The organism is Streptomyces sp. NPDC060031, assembly GCF_042736805.1.
In the GTDB taxonomy this organism is placed as follows: domain Bacteria; phylum Actinomycetota; class Actinomycetes; order Streptomycetales; family Streptomycetaceae; genus Streptomyces.
The window spans coordinates 5,315-19,458 of record NZ_JBHWVM010000125.1 but is presented as its reverse complement, the minus strand read 5'-3'; the positions used below and the strand labels follow the sequence as shown (position 1 = coordinate 19,458).

13 protein-coding genes are annotated in these 14,144 nt (G+C 70.7%); 4 read left to right on the top strand and 9 right to left on the bottom strand.

What is annotated here, in order from left to right; genetic code table 11:
• Positions 1-944: NAD(P)/FAD-dependent oxidoreductase (locus ACFWB8_RS33980; RefSeq protein ID WP_385236141.1), on the bottom strand; the 944-nt coding region annotated here is incomplete at its 3' end.
• A gap of 340 nt (positions 945-1,284) precedes the next feature.
• Here ACFWB8_RS33980 and ACFWB8_RS33975 point away from each other — a divergent pair.
• A complete protein-coding gene (locus ACFWB8_RS33975) occupies positions 1,285-1,692 on the top strand; it encodes a hypothetical protein (protein WP_385236135.1) in 408 nt (135 codons plus the stop codon).
• Between the two features lie 89 nt (positions 1,693-1,781).
• Here the strand turns inward: ACFWB8_RS33975 and ACFWB8_RS33970 are convergent, their stop codons facing one another.
• The gene (locus ACFWB8_RS33970; RefSeq protein ID WP_385236132.1) at positions 1,782-2,111 is read right to left on the bottom strand and encodes an alpha/beta fold hydrolase; all 330 of its coding nucleotides are present in this window, start codon (positions 2,109-2,111) and stop codon (positions 1,782-1,784) included.
• 247 nt (positions 2,112-2,358) lie between these two features.
• Positions 2,359-2,514, bottom strand: a complete 156-nt coding sequence (locus tag ACFWB8_RS33965; RefSeq protein WP_385236129.1) for a hypothetical protein — start codon at positions 2,512-2,514, stop codon at positions 2,359-2,361.
• A gap of 310 nt (positions 2,515-2,824) precedes the next feature.
• On the opposite strand from ACFWB8_RS33965, the gene ACFWB8_RS33960 reads away from it, so the two are divergent.
• Positions 2,825-4,048 (top strand): cytochrome P450, encoded by a 1,224-nt coding sequence (locus tag ACFWB8_RS33960; RefSeq protein WP_385236126.1) that lies wholly within the window; start codon positions 2,825-2,827, stop codon positions 4,046-4,048.
• 93 nt (positions 4,049-4,141) lie between these two features.
• Here the strand turns inward: ACFWB8_RS33960 and ACFWB8_RS33955 are convergent, their stop codons facing one another.
• Positions 4,142-4,723, bottom strand: coding sequence for an AAA family ATPase (locus ACFWB8_RS33955; protein ID WP_385236123.1), 582 nt, complete (start codon positions 4,721-4,723; stop codon positions 4,142-4,144).
• A 185-nt stretch (positions 4,724-4,908) separates the two neighbouring features.
• Here ACFWB8_RS33955 and ACFWB8_RS33950 point away from each other — a divergent pair, with 185 nt between their 5' ends.
• Both ACFWB8_RS33950 and ACFWB8_RS33945 read left to right on the top strand, forming a co-directional pair.
• Positions 4,909-5,343 carry an ester cyclase gene (locus ACFWB8_RS33950; protein ID WP_385236120.1) on the top strand — a complete coding sequence of 145 codons (435 nt, stop codon included), beginning with the start codon at positions 4,909-4,911 and terminating at the stop codon, positions 5,341-5,343.
• Positions 5,344-5,542: 199 nt separating this feature from the next.
• Positions 5,543-6,259 (top strand): GNAT family N-acetyltransferase, encoded by a 717-nt coding sequence (locus ACFWB8_RS33945; protein ID WP_385236138.1) that lies wholly within the window; start codon positions 5,543-5,545, stop codon positions 6,257-6,259.
• A 143-nt stretch (positions 6,260-6,402) separates the two neighbouring features.
• On the opposite strand, the gene ACFWB8_RS33940 is transcribed toward ACFWB8_RS33945, so the two are convergent.
• The 5 genes from ACFWB8_RS33940 to ACFWB8_RS33920 all read right to left on the bottom strand — a co-directional run.
• Positions 6,403-6,942: a hypothetical protein gene (locus ACFWB8_RS33940; RefSeq protein ID WP_385236118.1), complete on the bottom strand. Its 540-nt coding sequence runs from the start codon at positions 6,940-6,942 to the stop codon at positions 6,403-6,405.
• A 37-nt stretch (positions 6,943-6,979) separates the two neighbouring features.
• Positions 6,980-7,372, bottom strand: a complete 393-nt coding sequence (locus ACFWB8_RS33935) for a hypothetical protein (RefSeq protein ID WP_385236115.1) — start codon at positions 7,370-7,372, stop codon at positions 6,980-6,982.
• A 92-nt stretch (positions 7,373-7,464) separates the two neighbouring features.
• Positions 7,465-7,794: an STAS domain-containing protein gene (locus ACFWB8_RS33930; protein WP_385236112.1), complete on the bottom strand. Its 330-nt coding sequence runs from the start codon at positions 7,792-7,794 to the stop codon at positions 7,465-7,467.
• 86 nt (positions 7,795-7,880) lie between these two features.
• Positions 7,881-10,340, bottom strand: coding sequence for a SpoIIE family protein phosphatase (locus tag ACFWB8_RS33925; protein ID WP_385236109.1), 2,460 nt, complete (start codon positions 10,338-10,340; stop codon positions 7,881-7,883).
• Positions 10,337-14,144, bottom strand: a 3,808-nt coding sequence (locus tag ACFWB8_RS33920) for a HAMP domain-containing protein (RefSeq protein WP_385236106.1), incomplete at its 5' end; no start/stop codon positions are given. The genes ACFWB8_RS33920 and ACFWB8_RS33925, both read right to left, overlap by 4 nt.

Here is a 14,144-nt window from a genome sequence, read left to right as displayed (position 1 = left end):
CCCCGGCCGGTTGCGGCCGGGGCGACCTCCTCTGCCAACCATTGCGCGGACTGCAGGGCCCACCCGCAGCCCACTCCCCACAGGGGATCGCCGGTCAGGGCGGCGTCGCCGATGAGCGCGACGCCCGGTGCGGTCGGCTTGCGGCTGTGAAGCGGGTAGTCGACGGTGCCGGTGATCTTCGTGATGCGTTCGGCGGCGTCGATGGGCGGTGCCTCGGGCAGGGCGCGGACGAATGCGATGAAGCTGCCCTCCAGGTCTTCCCGGAAGGCCGGCAGCCGTTTCTTGTCCGGAAGCACCGCGACGACCGTCACCCCGTCGTCATTGGGAAACGCGTACGCCATGTCGGGCTCGAGGAACCAGGCGTGACTGATCCCGCCGTGCAGCGGAAGGTTGCGGAAGTGCGCGAGATAGCCGAACCGCGCGTTCTCGTACAGCCGAGAAGGCACTCCGGCGAACTTCGCTACGGCCGAGTCCTTGCCATCGGCGCCGACCACCAGGCGGGCCCGGATCTCGCGCTCGCCCTGCGCGGTCGACGCGCGCACCCCCAAGGTTCGCCCGGCTTCCCGGACCAGCTCGGTCACCTGGTGACCGAGGAGCAGATCGACGCCGGGGGTTTGCGCCGCATGGGACCTGATCAACGGGTCGAGGGTGCTGCGCCGAATGTTGTACGCGTACGGGAGCTCGGGGCCCGCCGGTGCGGCCCTCGGCTCGATCCATCCCCAGCGTGTGTACCAGCGGGCGTGGTTGCGGACGGCTCCCGCCTTCTCGAGGGCGGGGATGAGGCCGAGTTCGGCCAGCACCGGGTAGGCGTTGGCCGTGAGCGAGTGGGTGCAGAGCACCTTGTACGCTTCGGGGTCCGAGCGGCGTTCCAGCAGTGCGACGCGGACACCGCGTCGAGCGAGCAAGATCGCGGCGGCGCTGCCGGCGAGGCTGGCTCCGCTGATGTTCGTGGGAGTGGTGCAGTGCCACTGCTGTCAGGTACACGGCCAACTGTCAAGACCCCGGCGCAGCCCGGTAGGGGAACCCGCTGCGGTTGTCCGGCCGGGGCTCGTGCAAGATGACGCTGCCGGCCGGAACCGTGGTCGACTCCAACGCCGAGGGGAACCCATGCCGACCGCTGAACGCTGGCCCACGGCACCGACCGCGGCATGGGGTTCCGCCCCACCTCGGCGGGATGGGAAATGGCTCGCCCTCCTCGGTTGCACCGGAGCCCTGGGGTGCGCTGCGTCGGTACTCCTGGCCGTTCTCTTCGCGCCGGTCGCGGCGCTGGTGACGGTGACCCTCATGGGGCGCCTCTGGGTCCCCGGAGCTCCGGGCGACGCCATCGTGCTGACGAGTGCAGAGCTGGCTGGAGTGTGGAAGGACGAACGAGGCGGCAGCCTTGTCCTGGCCGGGGACGGGACGTTCAGCGCCTCATCCGCCTGTGGCGACTACTTCGACCCCGAGAGCGATGCCAGCTCCGGCTTCGGCCTCGCCCCGGTCAAGACGGGTACGGGGACCTGGGACCTCGAATCGGGATCACCGATCGAGGGCGGGCCGGCGCAGTCGACCGTTCGCATCGCATTCGGCCCGCAGGGCGTGAGCACCGCGTACGAGGCGACCGGCACGGTCGGGGCCCCGACGCTCTGGACGTACATCGGTGATCCCGACAGCGGGGAACGCTGCATCCTGAAAAAGGAGACCACGCGATGAGCGACGAAGGCCTGGACGGGATCCTCCGCCGGCCACACACCCCGTCTTCCTGACCCACGAGGCGGCCCACAGCCTCCGGGGTGGGCTGCTCACACTCGCTCGATCCCGTCCAGAAACGGGACGATCGCATCCATGAAGTGCTCGCTCCGATCGCCGGCCACCATGTGCCCCGCGTCGGCCACATCGACGCGGCGGGCGTGGGGAACCCTGTCACGGAACTGCTCGGCGATGTCTTCGCGCACCACGTCGCTGATCCCACCGCGGACGAGCAGGATCGGCACGTCTGTGTGGCGCGCGGCGTCGAGGAGACGCTCCGCCATGCCGGGCGGGTCCATCCGGCCCTCGAAGCTGTCCAGCAGCATCCGGGGGTCCCAGTGCCAGACCCGGCGATCGCCGTGGCGTCGCAGGTTGGTCCCCATCCCATCCCCCATCCCGTCCCCCATCCCGTTCCGTACCCCCTCGGGGTCGTCCGGACGTGGGCGATGCGGCAGGTCGCCACCCCCGTGCGGCCAGGCGAGGGCCGGTCCGGCCCCAGGCGTGTCGCGTCTGGCCACCGCCGTGCAGCAGGACAAGAGGTGGCGAGGCCGCCTCTCCCCCACTCATCCGTCGCGAGCACGATCCCGCCGTGGCCCACGAAGCTCCGGGGCCGAGGCATTGCGCCGGCCGTCATACCGCGCCTCGGGTCCGCAGGGGCGCCAGCAGCTGCTCGCGGTAGGGATCCGCGGCCGCCGCGGCGAGTGCGACGTCCAGCGCGAACAGAGCGCGCGCGAGGAACCGGTCGGCATCGATCAGGGCGGCGACCCACTGATGCAGCGCACCCACGCACGAGGTTGGCGACAACGGTGGCCAACGCGTCAGTGTCGATGTCGGCGCGCAGGAGACCCTGTGTCCGTGCGTCCGCCATGGCCTGGCGGAGCTGGGTGAGCGGACTGTGGTCGGGCACGAGGCCGCCGTCCTCCCACTCACGCACCATGCGACGCGACACGACCGGGTCGCCCACCGCCATGAACGTGGTCAAGCATTGAGGAGGCGTACTTCCTTGCGCGGCCGGGCTCCTGCATCATGGCCCGGCACCGGAGTACACCCGCGCGGGCCGCCGCGACCCGCTACCGACCGCGACCCGGAGGTCCGTGTGCCGGCCCACGACCAGACAAGGCGCGACGAGCTGTACCGCGACCCGTACCCGCTCTACGCCCGCGCCCGCCGGGCCGAGGGGCTGACCTACGTCCCCGAGTTCGACGCGTGGCTGGTGGCCCGGGACCAGGACGTACGGGAGGTGCTGCTGCGCGCCGAGGACTTCTCCTCCGGCAACGCCCTGCTGCCGGACATCCAGCTCTCGGAAGCGGCGCTCGGTGTCCTGCCGCAGGGGTTCGCACCGCGTCCCACCGTCGTGACCACGGACGGCGCCGATCACAAGCGACACCGGGCCGTACTCAACCGCGGGCTGTCCTCCGCACGCGTGGCTGCCCTGCTCCCGTACGCCCGGGAGTGCGCGCGGGAGCTGGTGGACGGCATCGCGGCGGACGGGTCGGCCGAGCTGGTGGAGGCGTACGCCCGGCGGCTGCCCGGGCAGGTGGTCGGCCGGCTGATCGGGCTGGACCCGGCGGACGTGCCGGCCGCGGTGCACGGCGGGTACCGGGCCGAAGAGCTGCTGTTTCGGCCGATGCCGCCGCAGGCGCAGGCGGCCGCCGCCGAGGACGTCGTCGCGCTCCAGCACCTGTTGGACGGATACGTACGCGACCGGCGCGCCGCGCCCCGGGACGATCTGTGCTCGGCGATGGTGGCCGCTCTGGCTCCCGGCGCCGGCGAACTCACCCTGGAGCAGCGCCACGAGCTGGTGGCGAGCCTCCAGAACCTCCTGATCGCCGGATTCCTCACCACCAGCGCGATGATCGGCAGCACTCTGCTGCACCTGCTGCGCGACCGGCCGCAGTGGGAGGTGCTCCGCGCCGACCCGGCGCTCATACCGGCGGCCGTGGAGGAAGCGGCGCGCTACGACACGGCCGTACAGGCCTTCCGCCGCACCGCCACCCGGCCGGTGTCGCTCGCCGGCACGAAGCTCCCTTCCGGCGCCAACGTGCTGGTCGCCTACGGTTCGGCCAACCGGGACGAGGACCGGTACGGGCGAGCCGACCGGTTCGACATCAGCCGCCCCGCCGGTCACCACCACCTGGCCTTCGGCCACGGACCGCACGGCTGCCCCGGCTCGCAGTTGGCCCGGGAACAACTGCGCCTGACCCTGGAGCTGTTCACCCGCCGACTGCCGGGCCTGCGCCTGGATCCCGACGCTCCCTCGCCGACCATGCGTCCCACCTTGATCCACCGCTCACCGCAGACCTTGCACACGACGTGGTGAACACCTCCCGTGCGGACGGGAGATGCCTCGGGGGCTGGCCCCGTACCCGGTGCCGCTTCGCGTAGGACCAGGTCAGGTCACGCCACCTGGCGATCACCGCAGAGGCTGATCGACTTCAGAGCCGGAGGCCAGACCGGTCACAGACAGGATCGCTTCGACCGTCTCTTCAACCGTGTGCTCAGCGTTGTCGATCCAGGTCCCCTGCTGCCCGAGCTCGGAGCGCATCGCCTCGTCCAGCGGCGACCAGTCCGTGGCCAGGACCTTCTCCCGTGCCTGGTTGCGCCGCCAGGCCACTGCCGGGCCGGGAGCCAGGATGACGATGTGGAGCGGCACGGCCGCCAGCTCCGTGCGGTAGAAGTCAAGGTGGGAACGGCGGACCACGACATCATCGAGCACCGCGGTGAAACCGGCCCGCGCGAAGCTGTCCGCCAGAAGGCACGCGTTGCGGGCGCGCAGGAAGATCTGCCGGTCGGCTTCCGCGTTCGCAGCCGGCGAGGGCCATTGCCCACCCCTGACGATCATCTGCTGGAGGGCGTCCACCTCGACATGGGCCGACATCCGGAGGCGGCCGGCCAGCGCAGCGGCCACCGTCGACTTCCCGCTCCCGGGGATGCCGGTCAGCAGGACAGCCCCGGAAGCAGGCTCGCGGTCGACGGGCACCAGATCCAAGCTCATACGGATTCTCCGAACACAAACGATCAGGACGTGGGGACAGTACGCGATGCCCCTGCGCGGCCGCTTCCGAGTGAACGTCCGCGTTCGCACGGCGCGCCGTGGGTGTGGGCGGGGGATCCGACGGGTGACGATTCGGGGCGTACATGTCGTTCCGGCGACGTGACGCGAGCGCGCAGAGGGGTCCCGTGTCCACAGAGGAGAACAAGGCGCTGGTTCGCCGATTTTACCGGGAGATCGACGAGGGCAACCTGGACGCCATGGACGAACTCGTGGTCGAGGACTACCAGGACCACTCGCCGCCGCTGTTTCCGGGGATCGCACCCGGTCGCGAGGGTCTCAAGCAGGCATTCCGCCTGTTCTGGGACGCCACACCCGGAACCCACGAGATCGAGGACCAGATCGCGGAGGGCGACAAGGTCGTGACGCGGCTGACAGCTCGTGGAGTGCACGAGAGAGACCTCCCAGGCATCCCTGCCACCGGTAAGCCGATCACGATGACCGCGACGGTGATTCATCGCATCGAGAACGGGAAGCTCGCCGAAAAGTGGGCGGAGAAGGATCTCCTCGGCTTCCTTCAGCAGCTCGGTGTCATTCCGGCGCCCGGCGGGGCACCGCAGTAGCCCGGGGCGGCACTGCGATCCGAGCCGGGCCTGTCAGCCAGTCAGGCGGGCTCGCGCCTCTCGAACGAGCCGGGTCGAGGGCGCCAAGCAGGCCGGGCTCGCTCTCGCCCGCGCAGATGTGCGGTCCTTGGTGGTGATCTCGCCGGATGAATTCCACGGGCCAGCAGCGTGCTGGACTGGCAGAATCGCGACCGTGTCGATGGAGCCGCTGCTGGTCAGAGCCCGGGGGCTGTGGGAGGGCCTGGCCCGGGTGCCGGTGTCGTTCGCGCCCATGGGTGGTGTGAGCGTGGTCGTCTCGCCGGAATCGGGGTTGAGCCCGGTCGGCTGGGTCGGCGTCGTGGCTCTGGGCGAATCAGCGATCGTGACCGCGCCAAGCACGAGTACCGCTGTGATCGTTCGGGACGCGCTGGCCACGCTGCCGGTGGAGGCCGTCACGGATGCCGACGCGGTCCGCGGAGTCCTGTCGGTGGCTCGTGTGCTCGGTCCGGCGGCATTGTCGTACGCGTCCCCAGCGGTCTTCCGCCGTGCAGAGCCTGGTGTGCTGGCGGTGGAACAACTACCGGGCGGTCATCCGGACCTTCGGAGGCTGGAGGAGCTGGCAAGCCGTGAAGAGGCGGGCGAGGCCGCTCTGGACGAGATCACCTCTCCCGCGTTCGTGGTCCGCGAGCGCGGTCAGGTGGTTGCCGCTGCTGGATACCAGGCTTGGCCGAGCCGGACCGCCCACATCAGCGTGCTGACCGCGCCGCAGTCGCGGGGACGAGGGCTGGCCCGGTTGACGGGTTCGGCTGCGGTAGCTCACGCGCTCGGGGCAGGACGGCTGGCGCAGTGGCGTGCCCGCCCGCCTGCCTCCCGGCGTGTCGCGGCAACACTGGGGTTCGAGGAACTGGGTTCGCAACTCAGTATCGAGATCGCCTAGGGCCGGCCCCGCAGCCGAGGCGAGACTTCGACCGGCGGGGCCAGCCGACCGTCGGCCGTCCTTGGGAGCGGCAGATCGCTGGCCAAGTCATCAGGGCCGACAGGCCGTTCGGCCAGCGGGGCGCGGGGGGTCACAGGACAAGCTCAGGTCTGGCACTGCTTCGTGGCTGCGGGAGACCAGCCGCTCCAGGCAGCGCCTTCGGCCCGGGCGTGTACTCGGATCTCGACCTTCACGGGGCCGCACACGCGGGTCGTGCTCCCCACCTCGACGGGGCCGATGGCCTCGCCGGCCGGGACGTAGGCGCGGCCGCTGCCCACCTTCTCCCAGTGACCACCATCAACAACACGAAAGAATGCCTCGTAAGAGATGTTCACTCCTTTCGTTCCCGTATTACGCGCCTTGATGTGCGACGTGATCTCTCGCGTGGGGAATCGGCCGGCAGATCCCCGCTGGGCACTGATGCAGCCGTTGATGGCCACACGGCCGGTCGACGCACCTCCGCCACACGCGATCGCCGCGGCGTGAGCGTTGGCCGGGAGGGTCAGCACGGTCAGCGCGGCTGCGCCCAGGATCGTTCCGGTACGCCTCAGATGCAACGTTCCATCCCCTTCTTCGCGCCCGTTTTCCTTGAACAGACCATGATTCGCCTTGAAACACGACGTCCCATCGAGTTTTTCGCCCACATGGGTGCAGGCTCATCACGTGCCTCCCCGGATGGGCTCATAGCGGCATGTCCGGCGAGATCTTCGCGGCGTGCACGGTCAGCCGCCCGATCCGCGTTTCGTGGTTGGCCGCCGTCGTACTCTGGTCGGCGACCGCATCCGGCCTGGCGTCGTGGAGGTACCACGTGGTGAGCGGGGCCGCCGAGCCGGGCGTCATCTCCTCGATCTTCACGTGGGACGGCTCGGCCGCGCCCTGCGCCGACAGGGCCCACTCCTGCGCCCTGGGCACATCGGTGAGGACGCAGTCGTCGAGGGTGAGCGTCAGTTCCTGCCCGGGCAGGCCGAGGTCTCCCTGGGGGCCCAGGCCCGTAACCTCGCCGCAGGTGAACCGCTCCCCGCGGACGGTGACGTAATAGCTCCTGCTGGATGCGTTCGCAACGGATTCGGTCATGCCCCGCCCCTGCCCCGTCCGCACCCTCCCATACGTCCCGCCCCGGCCGGGACCTTCCCGCCGGAGCGGACGCCGTGCGCGCCCCCGGGCGCCTACAGGCGGCTCGCCGCCTCCACGCTGTCGGCGACCGGGAACAGGCCGCGGGCTTCCGTGAGGTCCAGGAGCCGGCCCAGCTGAGGGGGAACCGGGCCCGCCAGTACCAGGCGGCCCGTGCGCAGCAGGAGCAGCATCTGGTTGAGCATGGAGGAATCGGCGAAGCCGACCTGGCTGACGTCCAGGACGATCCTGCGTACGTCCGGGTCGGCGGCGGCCTGCGCGCTGGACTCCCTGAGCGGCTGCAGCGTGTCCTGGTCGAACTCCCCCACGCACACGATGACGCGGACTCCGTCCTCGTCCGGCCGTACCCGTACCTGCTGCTCCACCTGTGCTCCCTCGCATCGTTTCAGCGCTGCTCGTCCCCAGCCCGCTGCCCGCCGCAACAACCGAAGGCTACGCGCCCTCGGGACAGTCAGTGGACCCGGACACCGATGAGGCATGTGTCGTCGTCCGTGTCGGAAGTGCTGTAGGTCAGCAGGTTGTCGAGGCGTTTCTCCAGGGAGACCGCGGGGCGTGACGCCACGGTGAGCAGTTGTGCCAGGGAGTCCGAGACGGAGGCGTCCCGGCGTTCGACGAGGCCGTCGGTGTACATGAGCAGGACGTCCTTGCGTTCCAGCTGTACTTCTTCTTCCGCGTACGTGACGTCGGGCAGCGCTCCGAGGAGCGTGCCCGGGGCGAGGGGGAAGGCCCGGGCCTCCGTCCCCCTGACCAGGACCGGGGGCAGGTGGCCCGCGCGCGCCCAGCGCAGGCACCGGGTGTCCGGGTCGTAGATCCCGCAGACGGCGGTGGCCGTCAAATGGCTGGTGAGGTGGTAGGTGACGGTGTTCAGCCACGACAGCAACTGCGCCGGGCCGGCGCCGGTGACGGCCAGGCCGCGCAGCGCGTTGCGCAGGACGACCATGCCGGTGGCCGCCTGGATGCCGTGGCCGGCCACGTCCCCGACGCTGATGAGGATCTTCTCGTCGGGCAGCACCACCGCGTCGTACCAGTCGCCGCCGACGAGCGATTGCGACTCCGCGGGCCGGTAGCGGACGGCGATGCGGATGCCGGGGACCTCCATGGCGGCCGGAGCGGGGGGCATGATGGCCTGCTGGAGCTGCAGGGCGAGTCTGGTCCGGTCCGCGGATTCGGCTTCGCTGCTGGCGAGTTGGTCCCGCGTGGCCGCGAGGGCCACCTCCGTCCAGTGCTGCGCCGAGACGTCCTGGCAGGCGCCGCGTACGGAATACAGGCGCCCCTGCTCGTCCAGGACGGGTTCGGCCACTATCCGGATGTGGCGGGTGATGCCGTCGGGGCGCCGCAGCCGGAAGTCCACCGACGACTCGCGCAGCCGGTGCAGGAGCGTGCGCAGGAACCGGCCGATCGAGTTGACGTCGTGGGGGTGGGCGTGGTCGGCCAACTCCTCCAGGGGTACGGGGGCGGCGGTGCCCGGCAGCCCGAACAGGCTGAACAGCTGGCTGTTCCAGGTGATGGCGCCGGTGCGGACGTTCTCCTCGAAACCCCCGACCCGGCCGAGGCGTTGGGCGTGCTGGAGGAGGCTGGCCAGCCGTGCGGTCTCGTCCTCGACCTTCCAGATGAGGACGAGGGCGGCGCCGTGCCGGCTGATGCTGACGTCGGCGACCGAGGTGAGGGGCACCTCGTCGACGTAGGCCGTGAGCGTCGTACGCGGCGCCCGGCACGGTTCGCCCGTCGCATAGACCCGCTCCAGCTTGGAGAAGAGGCCGCCGGTCTCCGCAGCGGCCGGGTAGGCCTCGAGGAAATGCGCGCCGGTCACCAGCGAGCGGGGGCGGCCGGCGGGGTCCACGAAGCGGTTGTTGGTGTGGTGGATGCGGAAGTCGGACAGCCGGCCGCTCGGGTCGAGGTGGGGGGTGAGGATCAGGACGGGGTCGTGGAGGTGGTCGGTGAGGTCCGTCAGTTCCGCGACACCCGCCAGGTGGGAGGTCGGCGTGGTGGGGGGCGGTACGTCGGCGGACTGGTCCCCGAGCGTGTGGGCGCACAGCTCGGCCATGGCCTCGAGCTGCCGCAGGATCTGCGGAGGCTGCGGGGGCAGCCGGTCCGGCCAGCCGACCTCGAGCACCCCGTGGATGCGGCCACCGGTTCCGGCCGGGACCATGATCCGCCCGCCGTCGGGGTGCTGGCGTCGGCCGATGGTGGGGATCCCCGCGTCGGAGAGCCCGGCCACGAACGCGAGTTCACGGCTGTGCAGGGCCAGTCGGGCGCAGGTGGCCACCTCCGGCGGGACGTAGCGCCAGCGGCCGGCCTCCTCCTCCGTGAACCCGGCCTGGCCGACCAGGGTGAGCGAGGAGTCCGCGCCGACCAGCCAGATCGCGACCCCGCAGGCGCCCAGCGGTCCGAGCGCGTTCTCCAGCAGGGCGGTGGCGACGGCCTGGGAATCGGTCGCCGCCAGCGCCCGGCTCTCGGCCGCGCGCAGCCGGACGGCGGGGGCGGGCTCGTCCGGGTCGGAGGGATCGCCGCCGGCGGACCGGAGGAACTGCTCCGCGATCTCGCTGACGTGGTCGCGCGCGGCCTGGTTGATGACTTCGACCGCCAGGGCCAGGACGGTGACGCCCGACTGCTCGGCCAGCTTGGTCAGCTGCCGGGAGGCTTCGGCGGGCCCGCACCCCAGGCGCCCCACGAAGATGCCCTTGGCCATTTCGATCAGCGCACGCCCGTCGGCGGCCCACTGGGCGTCCAGGGCTTCCTGGCGCAGCCGCTCCACGGTGGCGGCGAGCCGTCCCACGTCGCCCGCCTCCGCGGTGCGGTGCGTCACCTGCTCTGCCGTCCGGCGCGCGGCCGGGAGCTCCGGCCCCCGGCTGCGGCTCCACGAGGGAGCCGAGGGCTGGGAGGCTCCGGGCTCGTCGTGTGCGTCGTTCACCGGACGTCGGCTCCTTCCGTACGCGCGGCGGGGACGGGAAGGAGCCACTGGCGGATGCGGGCGATCAGGTCGTTCGCGTCCACGGGCTTGGTGACGTAGTCGCTCGAGCCGGAGGCGATGCTCTTCTCGCGGTCGCCGGGCATGGCCTTGGCCGTGACCGAGATGATCGGCAGGTCGGCGAACCGGGGCATGTTCCTGATCTCGGCGGTCGCCGCGTACCCGTCCAGTTCGGGCATCATGACGTCCATCAGGATCAGGTCGACGCCCGGGGTGCTCATCAGGGTTTCGATGCCCTTGCGGCCGTTCTCGGCGTGCAGGACCCGGATGCCGTGGAGCTCGAGAATTCCGCTGATCGCGTACAGGTTGCGCGGATCGTCATCAACGACCAGGACGGACTTGTCCGCGAGGCTGGCGTCGATGTACGGGTGTTCAGCCGGGACGACCTCGGCTTCCGGCCGTACGAGGGGCAGGACGTCCCCCAGGCGGTCGACCGACAGGTGCAGGGTGATCCGTTCGCGGAGTTCGTCCAGGCTGGAGAGCACTTCGAGGCGCTGGCCGGTCGCGTACCGGTCGATCTGCTCCTGCTGCTCCCCGGTCATGCGCCGGTTGTCGTGGGCGAGCACCGGCAGTGCGGCCAGGGCCGTGTCTCCCGCGAGGGCCTGGAGGAAGCTCAGGGCCTCTCCGTTGGAGCCCAGTTCGAGGACCACGCAGTGGAACGGGGCCTGGGCGAGGACGGCGGCCGCGTCCGCGGCGGTCGTGGCGGCGAGGACCTCGACCTGTCCCGACGCGCCCGCGGCCACGCGTCCCGCGGCCAGATCGGCGGCGGCGCTCTCGGCGACGAGGCTGAGGAGACCGTTGCTGCGTTCCTCGATCACCAGGACCCGCCGGGGGTGGCGCTCCTGCGGCCCGTCGCCGCCGCTGTCGCCCGGCCGGCCGCCGGAGCCGGCGGTGGTTTCCTGCGCGGCGGGGGCCTGCCCGTCCCGGCCGGTGGCGTCGGGGCGCGAGACCGGCAGGTACAGCGTGAACCTCGATCCCGTGCCTGGCGTGCTGGTGGCCGTGACCACGCCGCCGAGGAGCCGGGCGATCTCCCGGGTGATGGACAGGCCGAGGCCGGTGCCGCCGTACTTGCGGCTGGTCGTCCCGTCGGCCTGCTGGAACGCGGCGAAGATGACCTCCAGTTGCTCCTCGGGGATGCCGATGCCCGTGTCGATGACCTCGAACGCCACCACCGCACCGGCCCGGGTCAGCTCTGCGGGGAGTTCCGCCGCGTTCGCGGGCGCGATCCGCACCTGGACCCGGCCGCGTTCGGTGAACTTCACCGCGTTGGAGAGCAGGTTGCGCAGGATCTGCTGCAGCCGGGCGTCGTCGGTGATCAGTTCCAGCGGCACCCCGGCCGAGGTCGTGATCTCGAACTCGAGGCCCTTTTGGGTCGTCAGGGGCCGGAAGGAGGCTTCCACGTAGTCGAGGAGCCGCTTGAGCGACACCCGCTCCAGGTTGACGTCCATCTTGCCCGCCTCGACCTTCGACAGGTCGAGGATGTCGTTGATGAGCTGGAGGAGGTCGGAGCCCGCCGAGTGGATGATGCCCGCGTACTCGACCTGCTTGGGGGTGAGGTTGCGGGACGGATTCTGGGACAGGAGCTGGGCCAGGATCAGCAGGCTGTTGAGCGGAGTGCGCAGCTCGTGGCTCATGTTGGCCAGGAACTCCGACTTGTACTTCGAGGCCAGGGACAGCTGCTGGGCCCGGTCCTCCAGTTCCTGGCGCGCCTGCTCGATCTCCAGGTTCTTCGTCTCGATGTCGCGGTTCTGCGTGGCGAGGAGGGCGGCCTTCTCCTCCAGCTCGGCGTTGGACCTCTGGAGTTCGTCCTGCTGGACCTGCAACTGCTCAGAGCGGGCCTGCAGTTCACCCGTCAGACGCTGGGACTCGCCGAGCAGTTCGTCCGTGCGGACGTTGGCGACGATGGTGCTGACGTTGACGCCGACCGTTTCCATCAGGCGTCCGAGGAAATCGCGGTGGACGGGGGTGAAGGAGTTGAAGGAGGCGAGCTCGATGACCCCGAGGACCTGGTCCTCGACGAGGATGGGCAGCACGATGAGGTTGGCGGGAGCGGCCCCGCCCAGCCCGGAGGAGATCAGGTAGCCGGGCGGCACGTTGCCGGTGGTGAGGATGCGGCGGCTGCGGGCCGCCTGCCCCACGAGGGTCTCCCCGTTCCGTACCCGCAGGGGTGTGGTGGGGCTGTTGGCGGGCCGGCCGAACGACCCGATCAGGGTGAGCCACGTCGCGCCGTCGATCTCGTCGGCGAGGTAGAAGGCTCCGTAGCTGGCGTCGACCAGGGGGGTCAGTTCGTCCATGACGCGTTCCGCGACAGCGGCGAGATCGCGATGCCCCTGCATCAGGCCGGAGATCCGGGCCAGGTTCGACTTGAGCCAGTCCTGTTCCTGGTTGGCCCGGGTCGTCTCGCGCAGCGAGCCGACCATGGAGTTGATGTTGTCCTTGAGCTCGGCGACCTCGCCGGAGGCGTCCACCGTGATCGACCGGGTGAGGTCGCCCTCGGCGACCGCGCTGGCGACCTCGGCGATGGCGCGGACCTGCCGGGTCAGGTTGCCGGCGAGCTCGTTGACGTTCTCGGTAAGGCGCTTCCAGGTGCCGGAGACGCCCTCGACCTCGGCCTGGCCGCCGAGCCGGCCCTCACTGCCCACCTCGCGGGCCACGCGGGTCACCTCGGCGGCGAAGGAGGACAGTTGGTCGACCATCGTGTTGATGGTCGTCTTGAGTTCGAGGATCTCGCCCCGGGCGTCGACGTCGATCTTCTTGGAGAGGTCGCCGTTGGCCACCGCGGTGGTGACGAGGGCGATGTTGCGGACCTGGCCGGTCAGGTTGTTCGCCATGGAGTTGACGTTGTCGGTGAGGTCCTTCCAGGTCCCGGCGACGTTGGGGACCCGGGCCTGGCCGCCGAGCCGGCCCTCGGTCCCGACCTCGCGCGCGACACGGGTGACCTCGTCGGCGAAGGCGGACAGGGTGTCCACCATCGTGTTGATGACCCCGGCCAGCGCCGCGACCTCGCCCTTGGCCTCCACGGTGATCTTCTGCGAGAGGTCGCCGCGGGCCACCGCCGTCGCCACCTGGGCGATGGAGCGCACCTGGCCGGTCAGGTTCGACGCCATCACGTTGACGTTGTCCGTCAGGTCCTTCCAGGTGCCCGACACGCCGCGGACGGTCGCCTGGCCGCCCAGGTTGCCCTCGGTGCCCACCTCGCGGGCCACGCGGGTGACCTCGTCGGCGAACGCGGAGAGCTGGTCGACCATCGTGTTGATGGTCTCCTTCAGCTCCAGGATCTCGCCGCGGGCGTCGACCCGGATCTTTTGTGAGAGGTCGCCCTGCGCCACCGCGGTGGTGACCTCGGCGATGGAGCGGACCTGAGCGGTGAGGTTGTCGGCCATGAAGTTCACCGAGTCGGTCAGGTCCCGCCAGGTGCCCGACACCCCCTTCACGTCCGCCTGCCCGCCGAGCCGGCCGTCGGTGCCCACCTCCCGGGCCACGCGGGTGACCTCATCGGCGAACGCGGAGAGCTGGTCGACCATCGTGTTGATGGTCGTCTTCAGCTCCAGGATCTCGCCGCGGGCGTCGACCCGGATCTTTTGTGAGAGGTCGCCCTGCGCCACCGCGGTGGCGACCTCGGCGATGGAACGGACCTGAGCGGTGAGGTTGCCGGCCATGAAGTTCACCGAGTCGGTCAGGTCCCGCCAGGTGCCCGACACCCCCTTCACGTCCGCCTGCCCGCCGAGCCGGCCGTCGGTGCCCACC